We start from the raw sequence: 22,443 nt of genomic DNA, 5'->3' as shown, positions 1-22,443 counted from the left end.
GGCAACCCGGTCGGCCGTCGTTCAACCATGGAAGACGTGGCCCTGGCCGCCGGGGTGAGCCTGTCCACCGTGGACCGGGTGATGAACCTGCGGGCCAATGTGCGTGCCGATACCGCGCAACGCATTGCCGAGGCCGCCGCTCGATTGGGCTTCTATGGGCGTAACGTGATCGAGCAACGGGTATTGCAGCAGCGCCCGACCGTGCGGTTGGGGTTTCTGCTGCAAAAGCGTGGCGTGGCGTTTTATCAGGGACTGGCCAAGGCCTTGGCCGATGCGGCGACGGCCAGTGTTCGGGCTCAGGTTCGGGTGATGATCCACTACATCGACGACCTGGCCCCGGCCGCCACCGCAGAACGCATCCTCAAACTGCAAGGTGAAGTCGATGCCCTGGGTGTGGTGGCCGCCGATCATCCGGCCGTACGCGAGGCCATGGCGCAGCTGCGAGCGGCCGGTATTCCCGTGGTCGCTCTTGTGTCCGAGCTGAGCGCCTCGGCCGGTGCCGGTTATGTCGGTGTCGACAACCGCGCCATGGGCCGTACCGCCGGCTGGTTCATCAAGCACCTGGCAGCGCAACCGGGGCCTGTGGCCGTGATGGTCGGCACTCAGCGCTTTCAGTGCCAGGAACTGTGCGAAATGAGTTGGCGTTCTTTCTTGTCGGAACAACCCCAGGATTGGGAATTGCTGGCGACACGCCTGACCCTGGAGGATGAGGAATTCGCCTATGCCGGCACGCTCGATCTTCTGACCAGCCAGCCTGATCTGGTCGGCCTGTATGTCGCTGGCGGCGGTATCGAGGGGGTCATCAACGCCCTGCGCGAACTGAAAACCCAGCACATCGCGCTGCCCGTGGTAGTGTGCCACGACTTGACCTCCATCACCCGGGCGGCCCTGCGTGACGGCATCGTTCAAGCCGTGCTGTCGCATCCTGTCGAGGCACTGGCGCAAACGGCGGTCAGGGCCATGGTGGACGCGGCGATAGACCCATCGTCGGACAGTGCAACGAAGTTCATGCTTTCGTTGCAGATTGATGTGGCTGAAAGTGTTTAGTGGCGGACTGTCGACAGCCCCCTTATTCCCAGGTACGACGTACTCTTTGTAGCAGCTGGCGAAGCCTGCGTTCGGCAGCTGCTACAAAGAATGCGTCGCGACTGAAATTGCTTAAGTGAGCAGCATTGCGCCAAACAGGCGGTTATCTACCTCAACTGCCGCAAAGGTACACAAATCGGTATGGCTTACTTCACCCTGTCAAGCGGGTCAGTAGCCCGCGTTGTCCAGTTCGGTTCATCAAGCTCCGCTCACCGAAACTTGCGCACAGCAACAGTAGGCTAAGCTTTCAGCAGCTCATTGCTCACGATGCTCGCGTCTGCAGGTTTTGGTTTTTTCTGGAGAGCGTCTGCAACAGCTATCTCAGACAGGTCCAGATCATTCATGCAGGACTGACGCGATGACCGAACCCCTCCTCAGTTTCGAAGCACTCCACCATAACGGGTGGAGTGGTGCCTTGCGTTAGCTGACTTACACGGCAGAGGTATTACCGAGCTGTTGCACTAACTCCATTGCAAACTTGCCCGAGCCCACCGACCAGTCTGAATAGTCGTTTTCATGCATGAAGATGAAAAGGTCTTGCGGGCGAACCTGTGCTCGAGCGCCAAGATTGTCCGCAATTTTTTTGTATAGCTCCCGCTTCATCGCATCGCTGCGACCTCTACGCATCGTTATTTCAATCACTATCAACTGGTCGGAACGCGCGACGCCATTAAAGGTACGGCTGTAAAAAAATTGCTCCGGATCGTAGTCCACCACCAGATTGAACAGTTCATCCTGGGGCATACCGATGCTATCCACCAGCGCTTGGTGTATGCCGTCGACGATGCGCTGGCGTTGCTGCGGGCCAGTGCCTTTGATGACGGCTGTTCGAACGAATGGCATGTGAGACTCTCTCAATTTATTTTGGATAGGCGCTTACCACCCCGACAACCCTGGACAGGTAACCAGGCATGCGGACAGTGAGGGGATTCTCCAAAACCGTGATGGGGTTGGAAATCGATTTATGCGCCCGAAGTAATTGAGTTAAAGTCACTTGATGAAACGTCGTCTCCCCCCATTGAATGCACTCCGCTCTTTCGAGGCCGCTGCCCGGCTGGGCAAAATGACGTTTGCCGCCGATGAGCTTTCTGTCACGCCCGGAGCAGTGAGTCGCCAGGTACGCCAGTTAGAGCTGAGTCTCGGGGTGGAACTGTTCGAGGGGCCGAAAAACAAACCGCAGCTCACCGCTGCCGGGAAAGAACTCCTGCCGGATTTGACGGCTGCGCTGGATCGGATCGAGGCCGCCGTAGGCCGAATCAGAGATACTGCGACGGGTATTCTGGACGTGTCTTGCTTCAGCACGTTTACGGTCAAGTGGTTGATACCCCGTCTTTTCGATTTCAATGCGAAGTACCCTGATATCAAGATTCGCTTGAATTCCTTTGTCCACACCACCGATCCTGACCGAGACCGATATGACGTGATGATCACTGCCGAGCAGGGGGCCGTTGAGGGTCAAAAGAATACCCTCCTGCTGTTTCCTGAAAGGTTGGGCATCGTGTTATCACCCGCGTTATCCGCGCGAATCCAACTCACCGAATTAGATTCCATTTTCTTGCATCCGCTGCTCCATACCAAGACTCGTCCGAATGCCTGGACCAGCTGGAGTGATGCGATTGGATATCAGGCTACCGCGCCGGCCGGTGCGGAGTTTGAGCACTACTATTTCACATTGGAGGCGGCGATTGCCGGCCTGGGGATTTGTGTCGCCCCTTGGCATCTGGTGGCCGACGACATTCGTCTTGGCCGTTTACTGGCACCGTTCGGTTTCCACCAAAGTCACTACGCCTATATTGCCAGGCGAAGTCCGGAACCCAACAAGAAGCTGGACCTGTTCTGCACCTGGCTGGCGTGCCAGGCCGAACAGGACAGTTTCCCAGGCTCTCTCTACGGTCAACCGCCTCATCAGTTTCAGAACGCAGAAGTGTTCGGCGAATGACAGAGGGCCATGGGTTCTCCGATACTGTCGCGTAATGCAGTGCAACGAGAACCGATATGAAACCCCATTTTGAGAGAAATGATGTCTCTGAGCCCAAAATCCAGCGTAATGGAAACATTCACCGCGCCCCCCATCAGCAGCCGGCGGTAACAGCATGATCGAAGTCACCGAGGTTTCCATTGCCCAACTGCGTGCTGCCCTCGAATCGGGCCAGACAACGGCGGTGGAGCTGGTCCAGGCATATCTCGCCCGGATCGATGCCTACGACGGACCCGACACGCCCACCGCCCTCAACGCGGTGGTGGTTCGCAACCCCGATGCGATCAAGGAAGCGCAGGCGGCCGATGCCCGTCGGGCCAGGGGCGAAACGTTGGGGCCGCTCGATGGCATCCCCTATACGGCCAAGGACAGTTATCTGGTGAAGGGGCTGACCGCTGCCTCTGGAAGTCCCGCCTTCGCCAGCCTGATTGCTTATCGCGATGCGTTCACCATCGAACGGCTTCGCGCCGCCGGCGCGATCTGCCTGGGCAAGACCAATATGCCGCCGATGGCCAACGGCGGCATGCAGCGCGGGGTATACGGCCGTGCCGAAAGCCCCTACAACGCCGGCTACCTCACTGCCCCTTTCGCATCGGGCTCATCGAACGGCGCCGGTACGGCAACCGCCGCCAGTTTCGCGGCATTCGGCCTGGCGGAAGAAACCTGGTCAAGCGGTCGCGGGCCTGCCTCGAACAATGGCCTGTGCGCCTATACGCCTTCGCGCGGGGTGATCTCGGTGCGCGGCAACTGGCCGTTGACGCCGACGATGGACGTTGTCGTGCCGTATGCCAGGACAATGGCGGACCTGCTCGAGGTGCTCGATGTGGTGGTGGCGGATGATCCCGACACACGGGGTGATCTGTGGCGGATGCAACCCTGGGTGCCCATTCCGAGTGTCGCTTCGGTGCGTCCCGCTTCCTACGGGTCGCTGGCCGCCAATACCGATGCGCTCGCAGGAAAGCGCTTCGGCGTTCCCCGCATGTACATCAATGCGGATCTCGATGCGGGCACCAGCGATGCGCCTGGCATCGGTGGGCCGACGGGCCAGCGAATCAACACCCGCCCCTCAGTGATCGGGCTATGGGAGGAGGCTCGCAAGGCACTCGAAGCGGCCGGTGCCGAAGTGGTCGAGGTCGACTTCCCGCTGGTCTCCAATTGCGAGGGGGATCGTCCTGGTGCACCGACGGTGTTTAACCGGGGCCTGGTGTCCAAAGAGTTCCTTCACCATGAATTGTGGGATCTGACGGCTTGGGCGTTCGACGATTTCCTGCGGGCCAACGGCGATCCAAAACTGAATCGCCTGGTCGACGTGAACGGGCCGCTGATTTTCCCGCACGATCCGGGGACTCTACCCAATCGCGAGGGCGAACTGGCCGCGGGTATGGACGAATATGTGCGGATGGCCGAACGCGGCATCACCCCTTGGGACCAGATCACCACGGTGCCTGACGGACTACGCGGCCTTGAACGGACGCGCCGAATCGATCTGGAGGAATGGATGGATCGGTTGGGGCTCGACGCGGTGATCTTCCCGGCAGTAGCCGACGTTGGGCCGGCGAATGCCGATGTCGATCCGAAGTCTGCGGATATCGCGTGGAGTAACGGCATCTGGGTCGCCAACGGCAATCTCGCCATCCGCCACCTGGGGGTACCCACGGTCACTGTGCCGATGGGCGTCATGCCAGACATCGGCATGCCCGTCGGGCTGACCTTTGCCGGGCGTGCCTATGACGATTCGACGCTGCTTCGCCTGGCTTCGGCGTTTGAGTCGACGGGGGCGAAGCGTTTGATCCCTCCTCGAACCCCATCATTGTCGGGCGGCAAAAAATAGAAATAGTGGGATTGGGGCAGCACACGCTCCAATCCCGCTCGGTAACGGCAAGTCAGAGCCGGGCGGCGGCAACAGGTGTTTGCCAGCCGTCCCCCTTCACGCACTCATCCAGAAACCTCACCACCGTCCCTATGCAGCCGACCCGCTCCTCGACATGAGGCATATGGCTGGAGTGCTCGAACAACGCCCAACGCACGTTCGGGACCTTCTCCAGATAGGGTTTGACCACCGTCGGTGTTGCTTCATCGTAGCGACCGGAAATCACCAACGTCGGTACGTTGATGTGCTGCAAGCGGTCGACAATGGTCCAGTCTTTCAGGCTGCCTATCACATGAAACTCCGTCGGCCCGCTCATGGCGTGGTAAACGGTGGGATCGGCATCGACCTGGGCAAAAGTACGCGCCACCTCATCGGGCCAGGGAATGACGCGACATACATGGTTGTCGTAAAAAACCCTTGAAGCTTCCTGATAGGCAGCCGCTTGAAAAGTCCCGGCCTGTTCGTGCTCCAGCAATGTTTCATGTACGCCGGCGGGCAGTAGCTTTCGTAAACGGTTGGCCTCCTGAACCCAGACACGCATGTCCGAAGGGGAATTGGCGGCGATCAAGGCCCGTAGCCCCGCAGGTTGCCGTACGGCGTGTTCGCTGGCGAGCATGCCGCCCCAGGATTGCCCCAGGAGCGCGTAATTGTCGCTGATTTCCAGATGATCCAGCAGGTTGTCCAGCTCCTCGAGAAACAGCGCTACGTTCCAGAATGAGGCGTCTTTTTCCGGTAGGTGGGTCGAGCGGCCGTTACCCAGTTGATCGTAATGAACCACTGGATACCCACTCGCGGCGATGTCCTTGAACGCGTCGACGTAATCATGCGTGCAGCCCGGACCGCCATGCAGAATCACCAGTGGCGTGCTCTTACCGTCGAAGTGACCCGTGACGCGATACCAGGTCTGATAAAGACCAAAAGGTGCGAAGCCTTCGCGTATTCCGATAGATTCCATTTCTGCGTGCCTTCCCTGAAAAACCGTACGGCACACGATAGCGGGATCAGACCTTCGACATAACTAGAGAAATAGATAGGTTTTGCCCTATTTCAGCTATCGAGCAACCGATAGTGGGTGGCCCGAACCACGGCCTGGACCCGGTTCTTGGCACCGAGTTTATGCATGGCCGAGGTCAGATGAAGGGTGATAGTGGCCAATGAGCGATTCAGTTGGTCGGCAATCTCTGCGCCGGTCAGGCCCTCAGCCGCCCATTTAAGGCACTCGCGTTCACGCTTGGTCAGGTGAATGGGAGGCGAATGAGCCTCCTTGCCCAGCAACGGATAGGCCGCTTCCTGCAAGGCGTGGGAAATCAGGCTGAAATCTGCCAGGGTCTGCCGGGCATCGCGCAGGACGCTGGCGCTGCTACCGATACGCAGCCCCGTCAAGGAAGCAAAACCGCCTCTGGGCAGATGAATCGGGACCGATACCCCACAGGTCATCTGCAAGTCTTCCAGATAGCTCACCACAGGTGCATGGGACTGACCGATGACCGGCTCCAGCAGGGTGTCAGTCCCGGGCTTGTAGGACCAGACAAAGGGTGAAACGCAATTGAGTGCCACCTGCTGAACAGGGTCGATCTGATAGTAACCCTCGGTACACCAACGCGTATGCCAATCGGCTGGAGTGTTGCGCAGCTTGAGCACCGAGGGCGTGATCAACTTGCCTTCGTGGTCCAGCGGCACCGGGCTGTAGTCGTACACCAAGGCATCAAAGCCCAGCTCGTTGGCCAAGAGCAAGGCGCTGTCCATCTGCTCATCCAGGCTCTTGCCCGATAACAGACGGGGATTGAGGTCTGATAGCTTGGTCTGCATCCATTGTGCTCCCTAAACAATTTCAATCCTGAAATTCAGCACGTAGAATGCCACGCCTCCGCGAGGGACTGCCAGATAAAACCTATAACAAATACTAGCTTTTGGGCTCATGACTTACCCAGTAAGGTTGAGCCATTTGGCCAGCATCCGAACCGGTCAGCATCATAAAGGGAGTATTGCGATGTGGCGTGAAGTCGAACCGGACCAGCAGTATAACGTCGAGGTCGACGGCCACAATCTGGTGGTCTACAGCTTTGGCGAGGGCGATGAAGTCCTGCTGTGCCTCAATGGCGGCCCGGGGCTTCCCTGCGATTATCTGCGTGACGCCCATGGCTGGCTCAAGGACAAGGGGCTGCGAGTTGTCGCCTTCGACCAGCTCGGTACTGGAGCGTCTGACAGACCCGAAGACCCGTCCCTCTGGGACATCACCCGTTATGTCGCTGAGGTGGAAACCGTCCGTCAGGCCCTCGACCTGGGCCGAGTGCATTTGATGGGGCACTCCTGGGGCGGCTGGCTGGCGATCGAATATGCCATTTACCACCCTCACGCACTCAAAACCCTGATTCTGGAAAACACCGTAGGCGATATCCCGCACCTGTCTCAGGAACTGGAGCGTCTGCGTGGCGCCCTGGGCAGCGAAACCGTGGCCATGATGCAACGCCATGAAGCCATGGGCACCCTCGATCACCCGCAATACCAAGCGGCTATTACCCTCCTCAACTACCGTCACGTCTGCCGCCTGGACGAATGGCCGGCACCCGTCACGCGCTCTCTGGGCGACTGGAACATGGGGCCCTACACGACCATGCAGGGGCCAAACGAGTTTCTCTACATCGGCAACCTGAAAAACTGGAACCGGCTCCAGGAAATGGCCGATTTCACGATGCCGGTGTTGATTACCACCGGCCAGCACGACGAACTGACGCCCGCCTGTGCAATGCGCATGAAAATGGCGCTCAAGGATGTCGAGTTGCATGTGTTCCCCAACAGCAGCCATATGCCGTTCTACGAAGAACCTCATGCCTACTTTCCGGTGTTGCTGGATTTCCTCCAGCGGCACCGAGGTTAGTCGATGAATCTGTCGCGTTACCGTTTCATCCTGTCACGGCCTCTGCAACTGCTGCCGGTGCTGTTCGGCATCAGCCTGATCACGTTTGTGCTGGTGCGTTCGATTCCAGGCGATCCGGCACGTGCCCTGCTCGGCTCTCGCAGTACGCCGGAGGGGCTGATCAGGATTCGCGCTCAGTTCGGCCTCGATCAGCCGCTGTGGATGCAGTATTTCTACTTTCTTGAAAATCTGTTCAAGGGCGATCTCGGCCAGTCGTTGCTGTACAAGGTCGACGCCTTGAAGCTGATCAGCACACGAATCGAGCCCACGCTGTTTCTGGTGCTCGGCAGCGTGCTGCTGGCGCTGTTGATCGCCGTACCGCTGGCCACCGTTGCGGCCCGTAACAAGGGCGGCTGGGGCGACAGTCTGATCCGCCTGTTCACCACCGCCGGCCTCGGCATGCCGGCGTTCTGGCTGGGGATCATGTTGATCCTGCTGTTCAGCGTGCAGCTGGGCTGGTTCCCGGTTTCCGGCTACGGCCGCAGCTGGCCGGACAAACTGCACCACATGCTCCTGCCCTGCCTGACCATTGCGCTGGCATTGTCGGCAGTGTTGGTGCGCAATCTGCGGGCGAGCATGCTGATGGAGTTGCAAGCCGACCACGTCACGGCGGCCCGAGCTCGCGGCCTGTCTGAAGACGCGGTGTTTCGTCGACACGTGCTGCCCAACTCGCTGGTTCCCGCGGTCAACTTGCTGGCGGTGAACATCGGCTGGCTGATCAGCGGCACGGTGGTCATCGAGAGCCTGTTCGCCATTCCCGGAATCGGCCAGTTACTGGTCCGTGGCATCTTCACCCGTGACTATATGGTGGTCCAGGGCGTGGCGATGGTGCTGGCCTGCGCCACCGTCGCAGTGAATTTTCTCGCCGATGTGGTCACGGTAGCGATCGATCCCCGGGTGAACATCCGATGAGCAGTCAGGCTACGATTGCCCCCCGCCTGAACCTCGGCTTGGGTTTACACAACCGTCGTTTGGCAATGGGCCTGGGGTTGGCAATCCTGCTCGGCTGGCTGCTGCTGGCGATCTTCGCACCCTGGATCGCGCCCTTCGATCCAATCGCCCAGAACACTGATATCCGCCTGCTGGGGCCCAGCCTGGCCCACCCGTTTGGGACCGACAATTTTGGCCGTGACGTATTGTCTCGAGTGATCTGGGCGGCCCGCGTCGACTTGCAGCTGGCGGTCATCGGGGTGATCTTCCCGTTTTTGATCGGCACCTGTGTCGGGGCTTTGTCCGGCTACATCGGCGGGCGTTTCGACACCGTCTGCATGCGCCTGATCGATATCATCCTGGCCTTCCCGTTCCTGGTGTTGATGCTGGCGATCATGGCGATCCTCGGCCCCGGCCTGATGAGTTTCTATATCGCCATGGCACTGGTGGGCTGGGTGTCCTACGCACGGTTGATCCGCTCGCAGATCCTGATCCTCAAGGAAAGCGATTTTGCCCTGGCCGCCAAAAGCCTGGGTTTCGGCCATGGGCGCATTCTGTTTCGTCACTTGCTGCCGAACGCGATGTTCGGCTCGATCGTGTTTTCCATGTCCGATGCGGTGCTGGTGCTGCTCAACGGCGCGGCGGTCAGCTACCTCGGCCTCGGGGTTCAACCACCGACGGCCGAATGGGGCACGATGGTCGCCGAAGGCCAGAGTTTCATCACCTCCGCCTGGTGGATCTGCACCTTCCCGGGGTTGGCGATCGTCACCCTGGCCATGGGCTTCAGCCTGCTGGCCGACGCTGTCGCCGAGCACCTGGGTGAACACTCATGAGTACGCCGGTGCTGAAGGTCGAGGAACTGAGCGTCATTGCCCGTAACGGCGAACACGAGGTGACGCTGGTGGATCGCTTGTCATTCGACCTGGCCGAGGGTGAAATCCTCGGGTTGGTGGGTGAAAGCGGCTCCGGCAAAACCCTGGCCTGTCGCGGTTTGATGAGGCTGTTGCCGTCGCCGAATCTACGAGTGGAAGGCACAGCCGTGCAGCTGGCCGGGGAAAATCTGTTGCGTCTGGACGAAGCCGGCATGCGCCGCATGCGTGGGCGTCAATTGGGGATGGTTTTCCAGAACCCCAATAGCCATCTCGATCCGTTGATGCGCATCGGCGAGCAGATTGGCGAAGGTATTCGTCTGCATCAGGGCGCCAGCAAGCCTGAAGCCCGCGCCCTGGCCATCGACGTGCTTCGGCAAGTGGGCATTCCCGATCCGCAGCGGCGGGTCGACAGTTACCCTCACGAATTTTCCGGTGGCATGCGTCAGCGGGCGATGATCGCCGTGGCCTTGGGTTGCAATCCGAACGTGCTGATCGCCGACGAACCGACCACCGCTCTCGACGTCACGGTGCAAGCGCAGATCCTGCGCCTGCTGCTCGATCTGCGCGACCAGCGTGGCCTGTCGATCATCATGATCACCCATGACCTGGGCGTCGTTGCCCAAACCTGCGACTCGATTGCAGTGATGTACGCCGGACGCTTGTGCGAGCACGGCAACAAACACGAGGTACTGGCCCATCCTCGCCATCCTTACACCGCTGGATTGATCGACTGTCAGCCGGCCACCAGTCACGGTCACGCATTGCTCAAAACCATTTCCGGGCAACCGCCCCTGCTCGATGCCCTGCCCCATGGGTGTCGCTTCAATCCGCGCTGCCAGCAAACCGGCAGTCGATGCGTGTCACTGATGCCGGACCTGCAAGCCGTTACTTGCGTACATCGCATCGCTTGCCATTACCCCTTGGCCGTCGGAGGCCGCTCATGACGCTGCTCAACGTCAAGGATCTGCATGTGCGCTTCGCCGCGCCTGGCACTGGCCTGCTGGGCATGAACCGGCAATGGCTGACAGCGGTCAATGGCGTTTCGCTGACCCTCGCGGCCGGTGAAACCCTCGGGCTGGTCGGCGAGTCGGGCAGCGGTAAAAGCAGCCTGGGTCGGGCGATTCTGCACCTCAATGAGATTTTCGCCGGACAGGTGTTGTTCGATGGCGTCGACATGGCCCACGCCGGAAAAATCGACATCGAGAAGCTGCGTCATGAGACAGCGATGGTTTTTCAGGACCCTTACGCTGCCCTAAACCCACGCCTGAGCATCGGCCAGACCCTGGCGGAGGTGCTCCGGGTACAACGCAAGGTGCCAGAACCGCTGATTGCCGCACGAGTCGATGAGTTGCTGACCCTGGTCGGTCTGCGCCCCGAGTTGGCCAACCGCAAACCGCGTGCCTTGAGTGGTGGCCAGTGCCAGCGTGTCGGGATCGCTCGGGCGCTGGCCGTGGAACCGCGTCTGATCGTCGCCGATGAATGCGTGGCCGCGCTGGACGTGTCCATCCAGGGGCAGATCATCAACCTGCTGCTGGAGCTGCGCCAGCGCATGAACCTGGCGATTGTGTTCATCGCCCACGATCTGGCGATCGTTCGCCGGCTCTGTGATCGGGTGGCGGTGATGTACCTGGGCAAGATCGTCGAAGAAGGCCCGGTGGAAGAAGTATTCCGCTCCCCACGGCATCCTTATACCGCCGCACTGATCCAGTCGATTCCGGAAATCGACCCAACCCGGACGCTACCCAGCGACCCTCTGCCCGGTGAACCGCCCAGCCCTTTGCAACTGCCATCCGGATGCGCCTTTCACCCGCGCTGTCGCTACGTTCGTCCCACTTGTAGCCAGGTGGCGCCTCCTACACGTCAACTCGAAGCTCGCCGTTACGACTGCGTGCTCGAGGAGCCGCTGCTTTAAAAAACAACCCACTCATCAAGAAGGAGTTTGACCATGAGATCCAGGCATTTGAAATTGCTCGCCGCGGCCACGTTGACCGCTTGCACTCTAGCCAGCGGTATTGCTCAGGCGGCGGGTGTACTCACCATCGGTTGCCGTGAAGAAAGCACCACGTTCGACCCGATCAAGAGCGCGCAAAACCGCGATACCTGGGTGTTTTCCAATGTCTACGACACACTGGTCCGGGTAAACAAGGCCGGCAGCAAGATGGAGCCCGGTCTGGCTGAAAGCTGGAGAGTCTCCGACGACGGCCTGACCTACACATTCAAACTGCGCTCGGCGAAATTCTCCGACGGCTCGCCGATTACAGCCGATGATGCAGCGTTCAGCCTGCTGCGTATTCGCGATAACAAGGCCTCGCTGTGGAGCGATGCCTACAAGCTGATCGACACGGCGAAAGCCGCCGATCCGCAGACTCTGGTGGTCACCCTGACCACCCCGTCGGTGCCGTTCCTCTCGCAACTGGCCTCGCCGACCGTGTCGATTCTCTCGCAAAAGGCCATGACCCGCATGGGCGAGGATGCCTATGCTCAGGAGCCTGTGGTGTCAGGGGCATTTTTTGTCAAAGAGTGGCTGCGTGGCGATCGCGTGAAGCTGGAGAAGAACCCGCACTTCTGGCAGGCCGACAAGGTCAACCTGGATGGCGTGGAGTGGATCTCCATTCCAGACGACAATACCCGGATGCTCAAGGTGCAGGCAGGCGAGCTGGACTCAGCGATTTTCGTACCGTTTTCGCGGGTCGATGCGCTGCGCAAGGATCCCAACCTGACCATCCACTCCGACCCTTCCACTCGGGAAGATCACCTGTTGATCAACCATGAACACGGATTGCTGGCCAAGCCTGAAGTACGTCAGGCACTGGACATGGCTATCAACAAGAAGTCGGTGGTCGATACCGTCACCTTCGGTCATGGTCAGGAGGCTTACTCCTACATCCCCAAGGGCTCGCTTTACCATTATGCAGACAACCTGAAGCGTCCGTTTGACCCGGCCAAAGCCAAGCAGATGCTGACCGATGCCGGCGCAGCGGGCATGAAGCTGAACTACGTGGTCAACGCCGGTAACGAAGCTGACGAGCAGATTGCCGTGCTGGTTCAACAGCAACTGGCAGCCGTCGGTGTGACCGCGACCCTGCAAAAGGTCGACCCGACCCAGAGCTGGCAGATGCTGGTCGACGGTGATTACGACCTGTCCGTGATGTACTGGACCAACGACATCCTCGACCCGGATCAGAAGACCACGTTCGTTCTGGGCCACGATACCAACATGAACTACATGACCCGCTACAAGAACGACAAGGTCAAGAATCTGGTGTCGGCTGCCCGGGTAGAAGCAGACCCGATCAAGCGTGAACAGGTCTATGTCGACTTGCAGAAGATAGCCAAACAGGACGTCAACTGGATCGACCTTTATTACAGCCCGTACATCAACATTTCGCGCAAGAACATCGAACACTTCCAGCAAAATCCACTGGGGCGTTTCTCTCTCGAGGAGACTGTAAAGAACTAAGGAGCGTTGCGCTGGAGCAAGCAGCTCCAGCGCAATCAGTGATTACCCATTCGAGCTCACGATTTTTTCAGCAGGTCGTACAAAACACTGCTCGATAACCGTTGCCCCCCACTGCTGCCCCTCTTGCTCCTGCTCCAATCTAAAACCAAAGTCTTCATACAGTTTACGAGCCACATCAAGGCCTTTGAACGTCCAAAGCCGCGTCGCGCAAAAGCCGTGTTCGTCACAGAACTTTATGGCTTCAGCCAACAAGCGTTTGCCTGCGCCCTTGCCTCGCGCCGAGTCATCAAGAATGAAACAGCGCAGAATCGCTTCGCCGCCCTCTCCTTCGCCGTCTATCGCGATGGAGCCGACCATTCGCTGGCCGTCCAAAGCCACCCAAACCTCGTTGCGTGGATTGTGCAAACGCCCCATCAACTCCGCCATGTCCGATGCAACCAGGCTCTCGAACGGCTGGCCGAAGTTCGAATGCCTTGCGTAGTAGTCGGCATGCATTTGCACAATGCGGCCGATGATTCCGGGTCGGTAGCCCCGAGCGATGTCCAGCTGCATCGGCGGTGGCGGCGCTGTACCGAGTCTGTGGGATTGCAGGGCGACGGCATAGTTGGCGATGCCCTCATTCACGGCCTGCTGTTGCTCGCTCGTCAGGTACGTCATGGCCGCGCCCACCTGCTCCCTGGCGAACGAATCAATCGCTCGCAGGGTCTTCTTGCCCTGCACCGTGAGTCGCAGTTTCTTTGAGCGCGCATCCTCCTCGTGTGGAATTTCTTCGATCTCGCCGGCCTCAATGAGCTTGCGCACCATCCGGCTCACGGAGGACTTTTCCAGGCCGAGAAGCGCCACAAGTTCCCCTGCCGTCAGCGAGTCCCGTTCCCCAATCTCCACGATGGTGTGAACGGATGAAGGCGGATAGTCCGTCGCAGCCAGCGTGGCCTTCATGAACCCCAACTCTCGCACCAATAGACGCGACGCCGAACGGACTTGGTTAATCAGGTCTGATTGAGAATGGATCATGGAAATCACCCCGAACGAAACGACCACTTAGTTGTATAGCACAACTAAATACTCGTCAATTGAGGCCGGTCCCTTTCTCGGTTTCGAGTCGCCAAAACTTGCACACAGCAGCAGTAGGCTAAGCTTTCAGCAGCTCATTGCTCACGATGCTCGCGTCTGCAGGTCTTGGTTTTTTCTGGAGAGCGTCTGCAACAGCTATCTCAGACAGGCCCAAACCTTTCATGCAGGACTGACGTGATGACCGAGCCTCTCCTCAGTTTCGAAGCACTCAAGCGCGCCGCTGCCGCCGGCGAAATCGATACCGTGCTGGTCTGCATGGTCGATATGCAGGGGCGACTGGTCGGCAAGCGATTCCAGGTCGAATTTTTCATCGACAGCGGTCATGAAGAAACCCACTGCTGCAATTACCTGCTGGCCGACGACATCGACATGGAACCGGTGCCGGGTTACGCCGCTGCCAGTTGGAGCAAAGGCTATGGCGATTTTGTGCTCAAACCCGACATGGCCACGTTGCGTCGCGTGCCGTGGCTGGAATGCACGGCGCTGGTGCTCTGCGACGTGCTCGATCATCACCACAGAAAAGACCTGCCCCACAGCCCGCGGGCGATCCTGAAAAAACAAGTCGAGCGACTGCGCGAGCGCGGCTATACCGGCATGTTCGCCTCTGAACTGGAGTTCTATCTGTTCGACGAAAGTTACCAGGCAATCCACGAGCGCAACTACCACCAGCCGAAGACCGCCGGCCACTACATCGAGGATTACAACATCCTGCAGACCACCCGCGAGGAGCCGGTGCTGCGGGCGATTCGCAAACATCTGCAAGCATCCGGCATTCCGGTGGAAAACTCCAAGGGCGAATGGGGGCCGGGTCAGGAAGAAATCAACATCCGTTACGCCGATGCCATGACCATGGCCGACCATCACGTCATCATCAAACACGCCTGCAAAGAGATCGCGCAACTGCAGGGCAAGGCAATTACGTTCATGGCCAAGTGGCGCTATGACGCCGCCGGCTCCAGCAGCCATATCCACAATTCGCTGTGGGACAAGAATGCCAAGAAGCCGCTGTTCTTCGACCCCAAGGCTGAGTTCGGCATGTCGAAACTGATGCGTTCGTGGGTGGCCGGGCAGCTCAAATACGCCAACGACATCACCTGTTTTCTCGCGCCCTATATCAATTCGTACAAGCGCTTTCAGGCCGGCACCTTCGCGCCGACGCGGGCAGTCTGGAGCCGGGACAATCGCACCGCGGGCTTTCGTTTGTGCGCCGAAGGCAGCAAGGCCATCCGCATCGAATGCCGCATCGGCGGTGCCGACCTCAACCCCTACCTGGCCTTCGCCGCCCTGATCGCCGCGGGCCTGGCCGGCATCGACGAGAAGCTCGAGCTCGCGCCACCCTTCGAGGGCGATGCCTACGTCGATGAGCAGTTGCCTGAGGTGTCGAAAACCCTGCGCGAGGCCTGCGCCGCCCTCAAAGCTTCGAGCATGTTGCGCGAGGCGTTCGGCGATGAAGTGATCGACCACTACGTGCACACCGCCGACTGGGAACAGAAAGAGTACGACCGACGGATAACCGACTGGGAACTGCAGCGCGGCTTCGAGCGCTATTGAGTACGCTATGACTGCGACAGTGCAACTCATCTCACCGGTCGATGGCCGGGTCTACGCCGAACGCCAGTGTGCCAATGCGGTACAGATCGAGCAGGCGCTGGTGGCGGCCGCAACCGCCCAGGCGCAATGGAAACGCCGGCCACTGAGCGAACGTGCCGCCTTTTGCAACGCTGCCGTGGACGCGATGCTGGCGATGCAGGCCGAGATCGTGCCGGAACTGGCCTGGCAAATGGGCCGCCCGGTTCGCTTTGGCGCCGGCGAATTGCGCGGGTTTGAAGAACGTGCCCGGCACATGATCGCCATCGCGCCTGAAGCTTTAGCAACGCTGGAGCCCGCGCCTGTTGCGGGTTTTCAGCGCTATATCAAACGCGAACCGCTGGGTACGGTGCTGGTCGTCGCACCGTGGAATTACCCCTATCTGACGGCGGTGAATACGATCATCCCGGCGCTGATGGCCGGCAACAGCGTGATCCTCAAACACGCTACACAAACGCTGCTGGTCGGTGAGCGTTTCGCCGAGGCCTTTCGCCGCGCCCATCTGCCTGAAGGGCTGTTCCATAACCTGGTGCTCAGTCATGTCTATACCGCGGCGATCATTACCTCCGGACGCGTGCAGCAGGTGAACTTCACCGGCTCTGTCGATGGCGGCACGGCCATGGAACACGCGGCCGTCGGAGGCTTCCTCGGCATGGGGCTGGAGCTTGGCGGCAAAGACCCGGCCTACGTCCGGGCAGACGCCAACCTTGAGCATGCGGTGGAGAATCTGGTGGACGGCAGCTTCTTCAACTCCGGGCAGAGCTGCTGCGCCGTCGAACGTATTTATGTCGATAAAAAAATCTACCCGGCGTTTGTCGAGCGCTTCGCCGCCTTGACCCGCCAATACGTGCTGGGCAACCCACTGGACGAAGCCACCACGCTCGGCCCGCTGGTCACACCGGGTGCCGCTGAGTTCGTTCGCAGGCAGATCGCCGATGCACTGGCACAAGGGGCCAGGGCACTGATCGATCCCAAGGACTTTCCCGCCGACGCACCGGGCAGCGCCTACCTCGCACCGCAGGTATTGGTGGACGTCACCCATCAAATGGCGGTGATGCGCGAGGAAAGCTTCGGCCCGGTGGTCGGCATCATGCCGGTGGCCAGCGACGGCGAAGCCATCGCCTTGATGAACGACAGTGAGTTCGGGCTCAGCGCCTCGATCTGGACCCAGGATCTGACCGCCGCCGAACGGATCGGCAACGAGATCGCCACCGGCACCGTGTTCATGAACCGCTGCGATTACCTGGACCCGGCCCTGGCCTGGACCGGAGTGAAGAACAGCGGGCGCGGCATAACGCTGTCGCGCCTTGGCTATGAACACCTGACCCGCGCGAAATCCTTTCATCTGCGCCACGAGATCTGAGCCATGAGCCTGACCGCGAACTGGAACTACCCCACGAGCATCCGCTTCGGTGTCGGCCGCATCGCCGAGCTGGCCGAGGTCTGCCGCAGTCAAAATATCCAGCGACCGCTGCTGGTCACCGACAGTGGCCTGGCGCGTGCGCCGATCACCACGGCGGCGCTGGAATCCTTGCGCGCTGCCGGCCTCGGTGTAGCGCTGTTTTCTGACCTCAAGCCCAATCCGGTTGAAGCCAACCTCGCGGGAGGGCTCGACGCCTGGCGCGCCGGCCAACACGATGGCGTGGTCGCCTTTGGCGGTGGCAGCGGCCTGGACATGGGCAAGCTCATTGCCTTCATGAGCGGCCAGACCCGACCGGTCTGGGATTTCGAAGACATCGGCGACTACTGGACACGCGCCGACGAAGGCAACATCGCCCCGATCATTGCGGTGCCAACCACCGCGGGCACCGGTTCCGAGGTGGGCCGTGCAGCGGTGATCATCGACGAGCGTACACACACCAAACGCATCATTTTCCATCCGAAGATGATGCCGCGTGTGGTCATCAGCGACCCGGCCCTCACCATCGGCATGCCGGCAAAGGTCACCGCCGGCACCGGCATGGATGCGTTTTCCCATTGCCTGGAATCGTACTGCGCTCCCGGTTTTCATCCCATGGCTGAAGGTATCGCGGTGGAAGGCATGCGGCTGGTAGCCAATGCCCTGGTACGGGCGGTACACACCCCCTCCGACCTCGACGCGCGCGCGCAAATGCTGGCGGCGGCCGCGATGGGTGCCACCGCTTTCCAGAAAGGCCTGGGGGGAATGCACGCCCTCTCGCATCCGGTGGGCGCCCTGTACGACACCCACCACGGCATGACCAATGCCACCTTCATGCCCTATGTGCTGAAGTTCAATCGCCCGGCCATCGAGGAACGCATTACCCGTCTGGCGGCTTATCTGCGCTTGCCCTCCCCGGGCTTCGACAGCTTCCTGGCCTTCGTCCTCAAGCTGCGCAAGGACATCGGCGTACCCCATACGTTATTTGAGCTAGGGGTGGATGATCAGCAGGCCGATCTGATCGCGGACATGGCGATTGTCGACCCCTGCGCCGGCGGCAATCCGCTGCCGTTGACACGAAATGGCGCGGCAGAAATTTTCGCAGCGGCTTATCACGGTCGTCTTTAGAACGGCCACCGCATGGATGGTTTTTATCCATTAGACGCAGGAGCAGTAAGACAGGGGGTTGAAGACAGTCCCATTCGGCAACGCATAACGCGGATGGCTATGTATCGAAACCTGACAAGGCACACATTATGAGTCCTGTAAGCCAACCCGGCGCCACCGCGCCACAAGACGACGACCTCAAGGTGTTGCACAGCATGGGCTATGCCCAGCAACTCTCGCGACGCATGGGCGTTTTCTCCAACTTCGCCATTTCCTTTTCGATCATCTGCATCCTCTCGGGTGGCATCAACTCGCTGGCACAGGGCACTTCGGGTGCAGGCGGTGCGGCCATCGGCATCGGCTGGCCACTGGGGTGCCTGATCTCCGGGGTTTTCGCCATGGCCATGGCGCAGATCTCCTCGGCCTACCCAACCGCTGGCGGCCTCTATCACTGGGGCTCGATTCTCGGTAACCGCTTCACCGGCTGGCTGACGGCCTGGTTCAACCTGTTGGGATTGATCACGGTGCTCGGCGCGATCAACGTCGGCACTTATTACTTCTTTTTCGGAGCCTTCGGACCGGCCCTGGGCATGCAAGACACGATCACCACACGGGTCATTTTCCTGGCGATCCTGACCGGCATCCAGGCCTTGTGTAACCACTTCGGCATCGGCCTGACCGCCAAGCTCACCGACTTCTCGGGCTATTTGATCTTCGCCACGGCAACCGCGCTGACCATCGTCTGCCTGATCGCCGCGCCCAGCTATGAGTTCGTCCGCCTGGTGACCTTCAGCAACTACTCCGGCGCGGCCGGCGGCAACGTCTGGCCACAAGTGTCGAACGGCTGGATTTTCATGCTCGGCCTGCTCCTGCCGATCTACACCATCACCGGCTATGACGCCTCCGCGCATACTTCTGAAGAGACCCACAAGGCTGCCGTGTCGGTCCCGCTCGGGATGGTCACGTCGGTGGCCTGGTCGTTGCTGTTCGGCTGGGTCATGCTCTGCTCGTTTGTACTGATGTTGCCGAGCATGGATGAGGCCGCCAAGCAGGGCTGGAATGTATTCTTCTGGGCGATGGACAGCCAGGTGAACCCGGCTATCAAAATGGCGCTTTATGTGGCGATTTTCATCTCGCAGTTTCTCTGCGGGCTGGCGACCGTGACCTCGGTCTCACGCATGATCTTCGCCTTCTCCCGTGACGGCGGCCTGCCCTTCTCCAAAGCACTGGCCACGGTCTCACCGAGCCATCGCAGCCCGGTGGCGGCAATCTGGACCGGTGCCACGCTCGCGGTGCTGTTCGTCTGGGGATCGTCGCTGGTATCGATCGGCGAAACGCCGGTGTACACGATCGTGGTCTCTTGTACGGTGATCTTCCTGTTCTTCTCTTTCATCATTCCCATCGTGCTGGGGCTGTTTACCTACGGGACTGCGAAGTGGCCGACCATGGGACCATGGAACATGGGGCGCGCGTTGTACTCGTTGTTCGCCATCCTCTCGATCCTCTCGATGGTGCTGATCTTTGCCATCGGCATTCAGCCGCCGAACGATTGGGCGCTGTACATCACGCTCGGTTTTCTGATTCTGACGGCAATCATCTGGTTCGCCTTTGAAGCCCGACGCTTCCAGGGCCCGCCCGTGGGCGAGATGATCATCAAGCGTCAGGCAGAAATTGCCGCGGTTGAAGAGGCGTTGAATAAACAAGCGGGAAGCTGATCGCGACAGCCATGCAAAGCAGGGCCGCTGAGCAGGGCCGCCGGATAGGTCCACGGACTCAGCCCTTGGCCGCCATCGCGGTGACTTCCACGCGCATGCCTTCGACTGCCAGGGCAGCCACGCCAACGGCGGCGCGAACCGGCCAGGGCTTGGCGAAAAAGCGCTGGTAGACCTCGTTGAAGGCAGCGCGGTCGGCCATGTCGGTGAGGTAGATGGTCAGATGCAGAACCCGGTCCATGGAACTGCCGGCACGCTCCAGCGCTACCTTGAGCGCCTGCAGGGTGCACTCGCTCTGCAGGGCGATGTCGCCCAGCTCCAGGCTGCCGTCGGCGCGGGTGGGGATCTGGGTGGAGACCAGCAGGCCGCCGAAACCGGCGACGTCGGAGGAGATGGATTCCGCATCCGGATCGGGGAGGAAAGTGAGGTCGTGGTTAGCCATGGGGGTCTCTCGCTTGAGGTGGTAAAGGGACGGTCGCGGGCCCGGTCAGCCAAGCCCGCTGAAGCCTTCAATGAGGCAACGCTTTTTTGCGCGGCCAGTTTACAACTCCATCGTCGGGCCGTTCGTGAATTAGCTCGAAAACCTGGAAGGCAAGCAGACGAGCAGTACGATAGCCATTACAGAAACTGACGATAGAAACGGGTCAGTTTCTCGCCGGCGGGCCCCACGTATCGTGACTTGTCGTACACATGCCTTGCACAACCTGGATGACGAAGGAGATTTCCCTGTAGGAGCAGCCTTCGGCAGCTCCTACAGGGGGATTTCGGGTGTATGGGAGAGCGTGTTTAATCAGTGTCAGTGTTACTTCCTGCAAGCTACAGCGTCTTGCGCCGTTGCCTACAACTACGCCAGAATCCGCCGGCTTGTGCGCCTTGGCCCTGGCCTCTATCGTTTCCCTGCCACTGCCCATCAGTGGTCGGGTTTAGTCGCCCGTTGATGTCAAGATGCACATGCTTCTATCAGTCAGGTATCCCATCCCTGCACTTGATGGTGGCTGTGCGCAGGGCGCTTCGGCGCGCCGATTTCTTGGCTCATCGGTCGACTAACCTGTGCACAGCTGCCTCCATTTCGTTTAGTCGCGAACTGGTTGCGGCCTCACTCATATAGAGGTTGGAGCCAATGTTCAAAGTAACACCCAATCCACCGGACACCGATCCGGCATCCCCATACGAATCCACCCATTCAAAAAAGCTCAACGAAGCCGCTGAACGCGCGCTCGATCATTACCTCAAGCCCCCCAAAGAACCCGCCGCGGCCCGTAAACCGAGCACAATGTTTATCGTCGCGCCCGGTGTCGATTCGGAAAGCCTGCTGGCCCACGCCTGTGAGTCGTTGGCATCGGCGAGTGTCATGGCCAGTGATATCGCGGGTCTGCTGGAAGGGCCGCAACGCAACACGATGCTGGCGCTGCAACAGGTCATCATGCTGGGCGAACTGGCAGTGAACCGGGTTCTGGACAATATCGATCCGCAGGCTTAATAGCTTCGTCTGTTGAAAAAACGGCCTTAACCAAGGCCGTTTTTTTATGGAACGCCCATTAGCCGGCATCGCAAGCTTGTTGACGTTTGCCAGGGCGCCTTCGCACCGTTCGTGCGCCGTTTACAGGTAAAACGTCACCGACAAGCTCCGCTCCACCAGCACTTGTCCTATCCTTCCATCCAACCCCCACTCCGGACATCGAAATGCCTGCCTCCGAATCCAACCTCCTCCAAAGCTGGCACCACAACGCCCAATCCTGGATCGAAGCCATTCGCACCGGCACTATCGAAAGCCGCCTCAAGGTCACCGACCAGGCAATCCTGCTGGCGGTGCTAGGCCGCCAACCCGAGCGCGTGCTCGACCTGGGCTGCGGCGAGGGCTGGCTGTTGCGCGCGCTGGCTGAACGGGCCATCAACGCGGTGGGTGTGGATGGCGATGCGACGCTGGTTGAGGCGGCGCGGGCGGCGGGCTCTTCGCGGGTGCATTTGGCGAGCTATGAAGCGTTGGTGGCGGCGAAGGTGGACATCGGCAGCGACTACGACCTGATCTGCGCCAACTTCGCCCTGCTGCACCAGGACATCATCCCTCTGCTCGCCGCCATGAACGCCCTGCTCGCCCCTGGCGGCGCGCTGGTGATCCAGACGCTGCATCCGTGGACCGCGGCAGCGGGCGACTATCAGGATGGTTGGCGCAAAGAGACCTTCGCTGGGTTCAAGGGGCAGTGGCAACCCATGCCGTGGTACTTCCGCACCCTGTCCAGTTGGCTCAATGCGCTGGGCTTGGCCGGTTTTCGACTGGCCGGCTTGCAGGAGCCGCAGCACCCGCAAAGCCCTGTGCCGCAGTCGTTACTGTTGGTGGCCGAGCGACGGGGGTGAGCCCCACGCCTGGTTTAGTGGCGTGGCTGTTGAAGGGCCAAAGTTACAGTTCGCCACAAGCGGACACTTGAACACGCCTGCAAGGGTGGGCGACTC

At 60.1% G+C, this 22,443-nt stretch carries 20 protein-coding genes; 15 read left to right on the top strand and 5 right to left on the bottom strand.

Annotated elements, in window-relative coordinates; translation table 11 throughout:
* Positions 1-27: 27 nt before the first annotated feature.
* A complete protein-coding gene (locus tag AACY49_RS26515; RefSeq protein WP_339527345.1) occupies positions 28-1,047 on the top strand; it encodes a LacI family DNA-binding transcriptional regulator in 1,020 nt (339 codons plus the stop codon).
* Between the two features lie 468 nt (positions 1,048-1,515).
* Here AACY49_RS26515 and AACY49_RS26510 read toward each other — a convergent pair whose 3' ends face one another.
* Positions 1,516-1,929 carry a tautomerase family protein gene (locus AACY49_RS26510; RefSeq protein ID WP_339527339.1) on the bottom strand — a complete coding sequence of 138 codons (414 nt, stop codon included), beginning with the start codon at positions 1,927-1,929 and terminating at the stop codon, positions 1,516-1,518.
* A 154-nt stretch (positions 1,930-2,083) separates the two neighbouring features.
* On the opposite strand from AACY49_RS26510, the gene AACY49_RS26505 reads away from it, so the two are divergent.
* Entirely contained in the window at positions 2,084-3,025 is a 942-nt protein-coding gene (locus tag AACY49_RS26505; protein ID WP_339527338.1) for a LysR substrate-binding domain-containing protein, read from the top strand.
* A gap of 154 nt (positions 3,026-3,179) precedes the next feature.
* Entirely contained in the window at positions 3,180-4,895 is a 1,716-nt protein-coding gene (locus AACY49_RS26500; protein ID WP_339527337.1) for an amidase, read from the top strand.
* A 52-nt stretch (positions 4,896-4,947) separates the two neighbouring features.
* Here AACY49_RS26500 and AACY49_RS26495 read toward each other — a convergent pair whose 3' ends face one another.
* Together AACY49_RS26495 and AACY49_RS26490 are read right to left on the bottom strand one after the other, a co-directional pair.
* Entirely contained in the window at positions 4,948-5,889 is a 942-nt protein-coding gene (locus AACY49_RS26495) for a proline iminopeptidase-family hydrolase (RefSeq protein ID WP_258696235.1), read from the bottom strand.
* A gap of 92 nt (positions 5,890-5,981) precedes the next feature.
* The gene (locus tag AACY49_RS26490) at positions 5,982-6,743 is read right to left on the bottom strand and encodes a LuxR family transcriptional regulator (protein WP_320390949.1); all 762 of its coding nucleotides are present in this window, start codon (positions 6,741-6,743) and stop codon (positions 5,982-5,984) included.
* A 181-nt stretch (positions 6,744-6,924) separates the two neighbouring features.
* On the opposite strand from AACY49_RS26490, the gene AACY49_RS26485 reads away from it, so the two are divergent.
* The 6 genes from AACY49_RS26485 to AACY49_RS26460 are packed head-to-tail and all read left to right on the top strand — an operon-like array spanning position 6,925 to position 13,113.
* Positions 6,925-7,812, top strand: a complete 888-nt coding sequence (locus AACY49_RS26485) for a proline iminopeptidase-family hydrolase (RefSeq protein ID WP_258696237.1) — start codon at positions 6,925-6,927, stop codon at positions 7,810-7,812.
* 3 nt (positions 7,813-7,815) lie between these two features.
* On the top strand, positions 7,816-8,763 hold the full coding sequence (locus tag AACY49_RS26480; RefSeq protein ID WP_339527336.1) for an ABC transporter permease: 948 nt from the start codon (positions 7,816-7,818) through the stop codon (positions 8,761-8,763).
* Positions 8,760-9,614 (top strand): ABC transporter permease, encoded by an 855-nt coding sequence (locus AACY49_RS26475; RefSeq protein WP_339527335.1) that lies wholly within the window; start codon positions 8,760-8,762, stop codon positions 9,612-9,614. Before AACY49_RS26480 ends, AACY49_RS26475 begins: the two co-directional genes overlap by 4 nt.
* On the top strand, positions 9,611-10,597 hold the full coding sequence (locus AACY49_RS26470) for an ABC transporter ATP-binding protein (RefSeq protein WP_339527334.1): 987 nt from the start codon (positions 9,611-9,613) through the stop codon (positions 10,595-10,597). The genes AACY49_RS26475 and AACY49_RS26470 overlap by 4 nt, the downstream gene beginning before the upstream one ends.
* Positions 10,594-11,565, top strand: a complete 972-nt coding sequence (locus AACY49_RS26465; RefSeq protein ID WP_339527333.1) for an ABC transporter ATP-binding protein — start codon at positions 10,594-10,596, stop codon at positions 11,563-11,565. Before AACY49_RS26470 ends, AACY49_RS26465 begins: the two co-directional genes overlap by 4 nt.
* 33 nt (positions 11,566-11,598) lie before the next feature.
* Positions 11,599-13,113: an ABC transporter substrate-binding protein gene (locus AACY49_RS26460; RefSeq protein WP_339527332.1), complete on the top strand. Its 1,515-nt coding sequence runs from the start codon at positions 11,599-11,601 to the stop codon at positions 13,111-13,113.
* Positions 13,114-13,155: 42 nt separating this feature from the next.
* Here AACY49_RS26460 and AACY49_RS26455 read toward each other — a convergent pair whose 3' ends face one another.
* Entirely contained in the window at positions 13,156-14,127 is a 972-nt protein-coding gene (locus tag AACY49_RS26455) for a bifunctional helix-turn-helix transcriptional regulator/GNAT family N-acetyltransferase (protein WP_339527331.1), read from the bottom strand.
* Between the two features lie 237 nt (positions 14,128-14,364).
* Here AACY49_RS26455 and AACY49_RS26450 point away from each other — a divergent pair, with 237 nt between their 5' ends.
* From AACY49_RS26450 to AACY49_RS26435, 4 genes are all read left to right on the top strand, one after another.
* The gene (locus AACY49_RS26450; RefSeq protein ID WP_258696244.1) at positions 14,365-15,738 is read left to right on the top strand and encodes a glutamine synthetase family protein; all 1,374 of its coding nucleotides are present in this window, start codon (positions 14,365-14,367) and stop codon (positions 15,736-15,738) included.
* 7 nt (positions 15,739-15,745) lie between these two features.
* Entirely contained in the window at positions 15,746-17,137 is a 1,392-nt protein-coding gene (locus tag AACY49_RS26445) for an aldehyde dehydrogenase family protein (RefSeq protein ID WP_339527330.1), read from the top strand.
* Between the two features lie 3 nt (positions 17,138-17,140).
* Positions 17,141-18,301 carry an iron-containing alcohol dehydrogenase gene (locus AACY49_RS26440; protein WP_339527329.1) on the top strand — a complete coding sequence of 387 codons (1,161 nt, stop codon included), beginning with the start codon at positions 17,141-17,143 and terminating at the stop codon, positions 18,299-18,301.
* A gap of 128 nt (positions 18,302-18,429) precedes the next feature.
* Positions 18,430-19,995 (top strand): amino acid permease, encoded by a 1,566-nt coding sequence (locus AACY49_RS26435; protein WP_320390958.1) that lies wholly within the window; start codon positions 18,430-18,432, stop codon positions 19,993-19,995.
* Positions 19,996-20,053: 58 nt separating this feature from the next.
* On the opposite strand, the gene AACY49_RS26430 is transcribed toward AACY49_RS26435, so the two are convergent.
* Positions 20,054-20,434 (bottom strand): RidA family protein, encoded by a 381-nt coding sequence (locus AACY49_RS26430; RefSeq protein WP_258696248.1) that lies wholly within the window; start codon positions 20,432-20,434, stop codon positions 20,054-20,056.
* A gap of 678 nt (positions 20,435-21,112) precedes the next feature.
* On the opposite strand from AACY49_RS26430, the gene AACY49_RS26425 reads away from it, so the two are divergent.
* Entirely contained in the window at positions 21,113-21,472 is a 360-nt protein-coding gene (locus AACY49_RS26425; RefSeq protein ID WP_258696249.1) for a DUF6124 family protein, read from the top strand.
* Positions 21,473-21,675: 203 nt separating this feature from the next.
* Positions 21,676-22,347 carry a class I SAM-dependent methyltransferase gene (locus AACY49_RS26420; RefSeq protein ID WP_339527328.1) on the top strand — a complete coding sequence of 224 codons (672 nt, stop codon included), beginning with the start codon at positions 21,676-21,678 and terminating at the stop codon, positions 22,345-22,347.
* The last annotated feature ends 96 nt before the right edge of the window (positions 22,348-22,443 follow it).

It is taken from the genome of Pseudomonas sp. EL_65y_Pfl2_R96 (assembly GCF_963970905.1).
Taxonomy (GTDB): Bacteria; Pseudomonadota; Gammaproteobacteria; order Pseudomonadales; family Pseudomonadaceae; genus Aquipseudomonas.
Note: the sequence above shows the minus strand (reverse complement) of the source record. Positions and strands in the feature narration are given on the sequence as shown.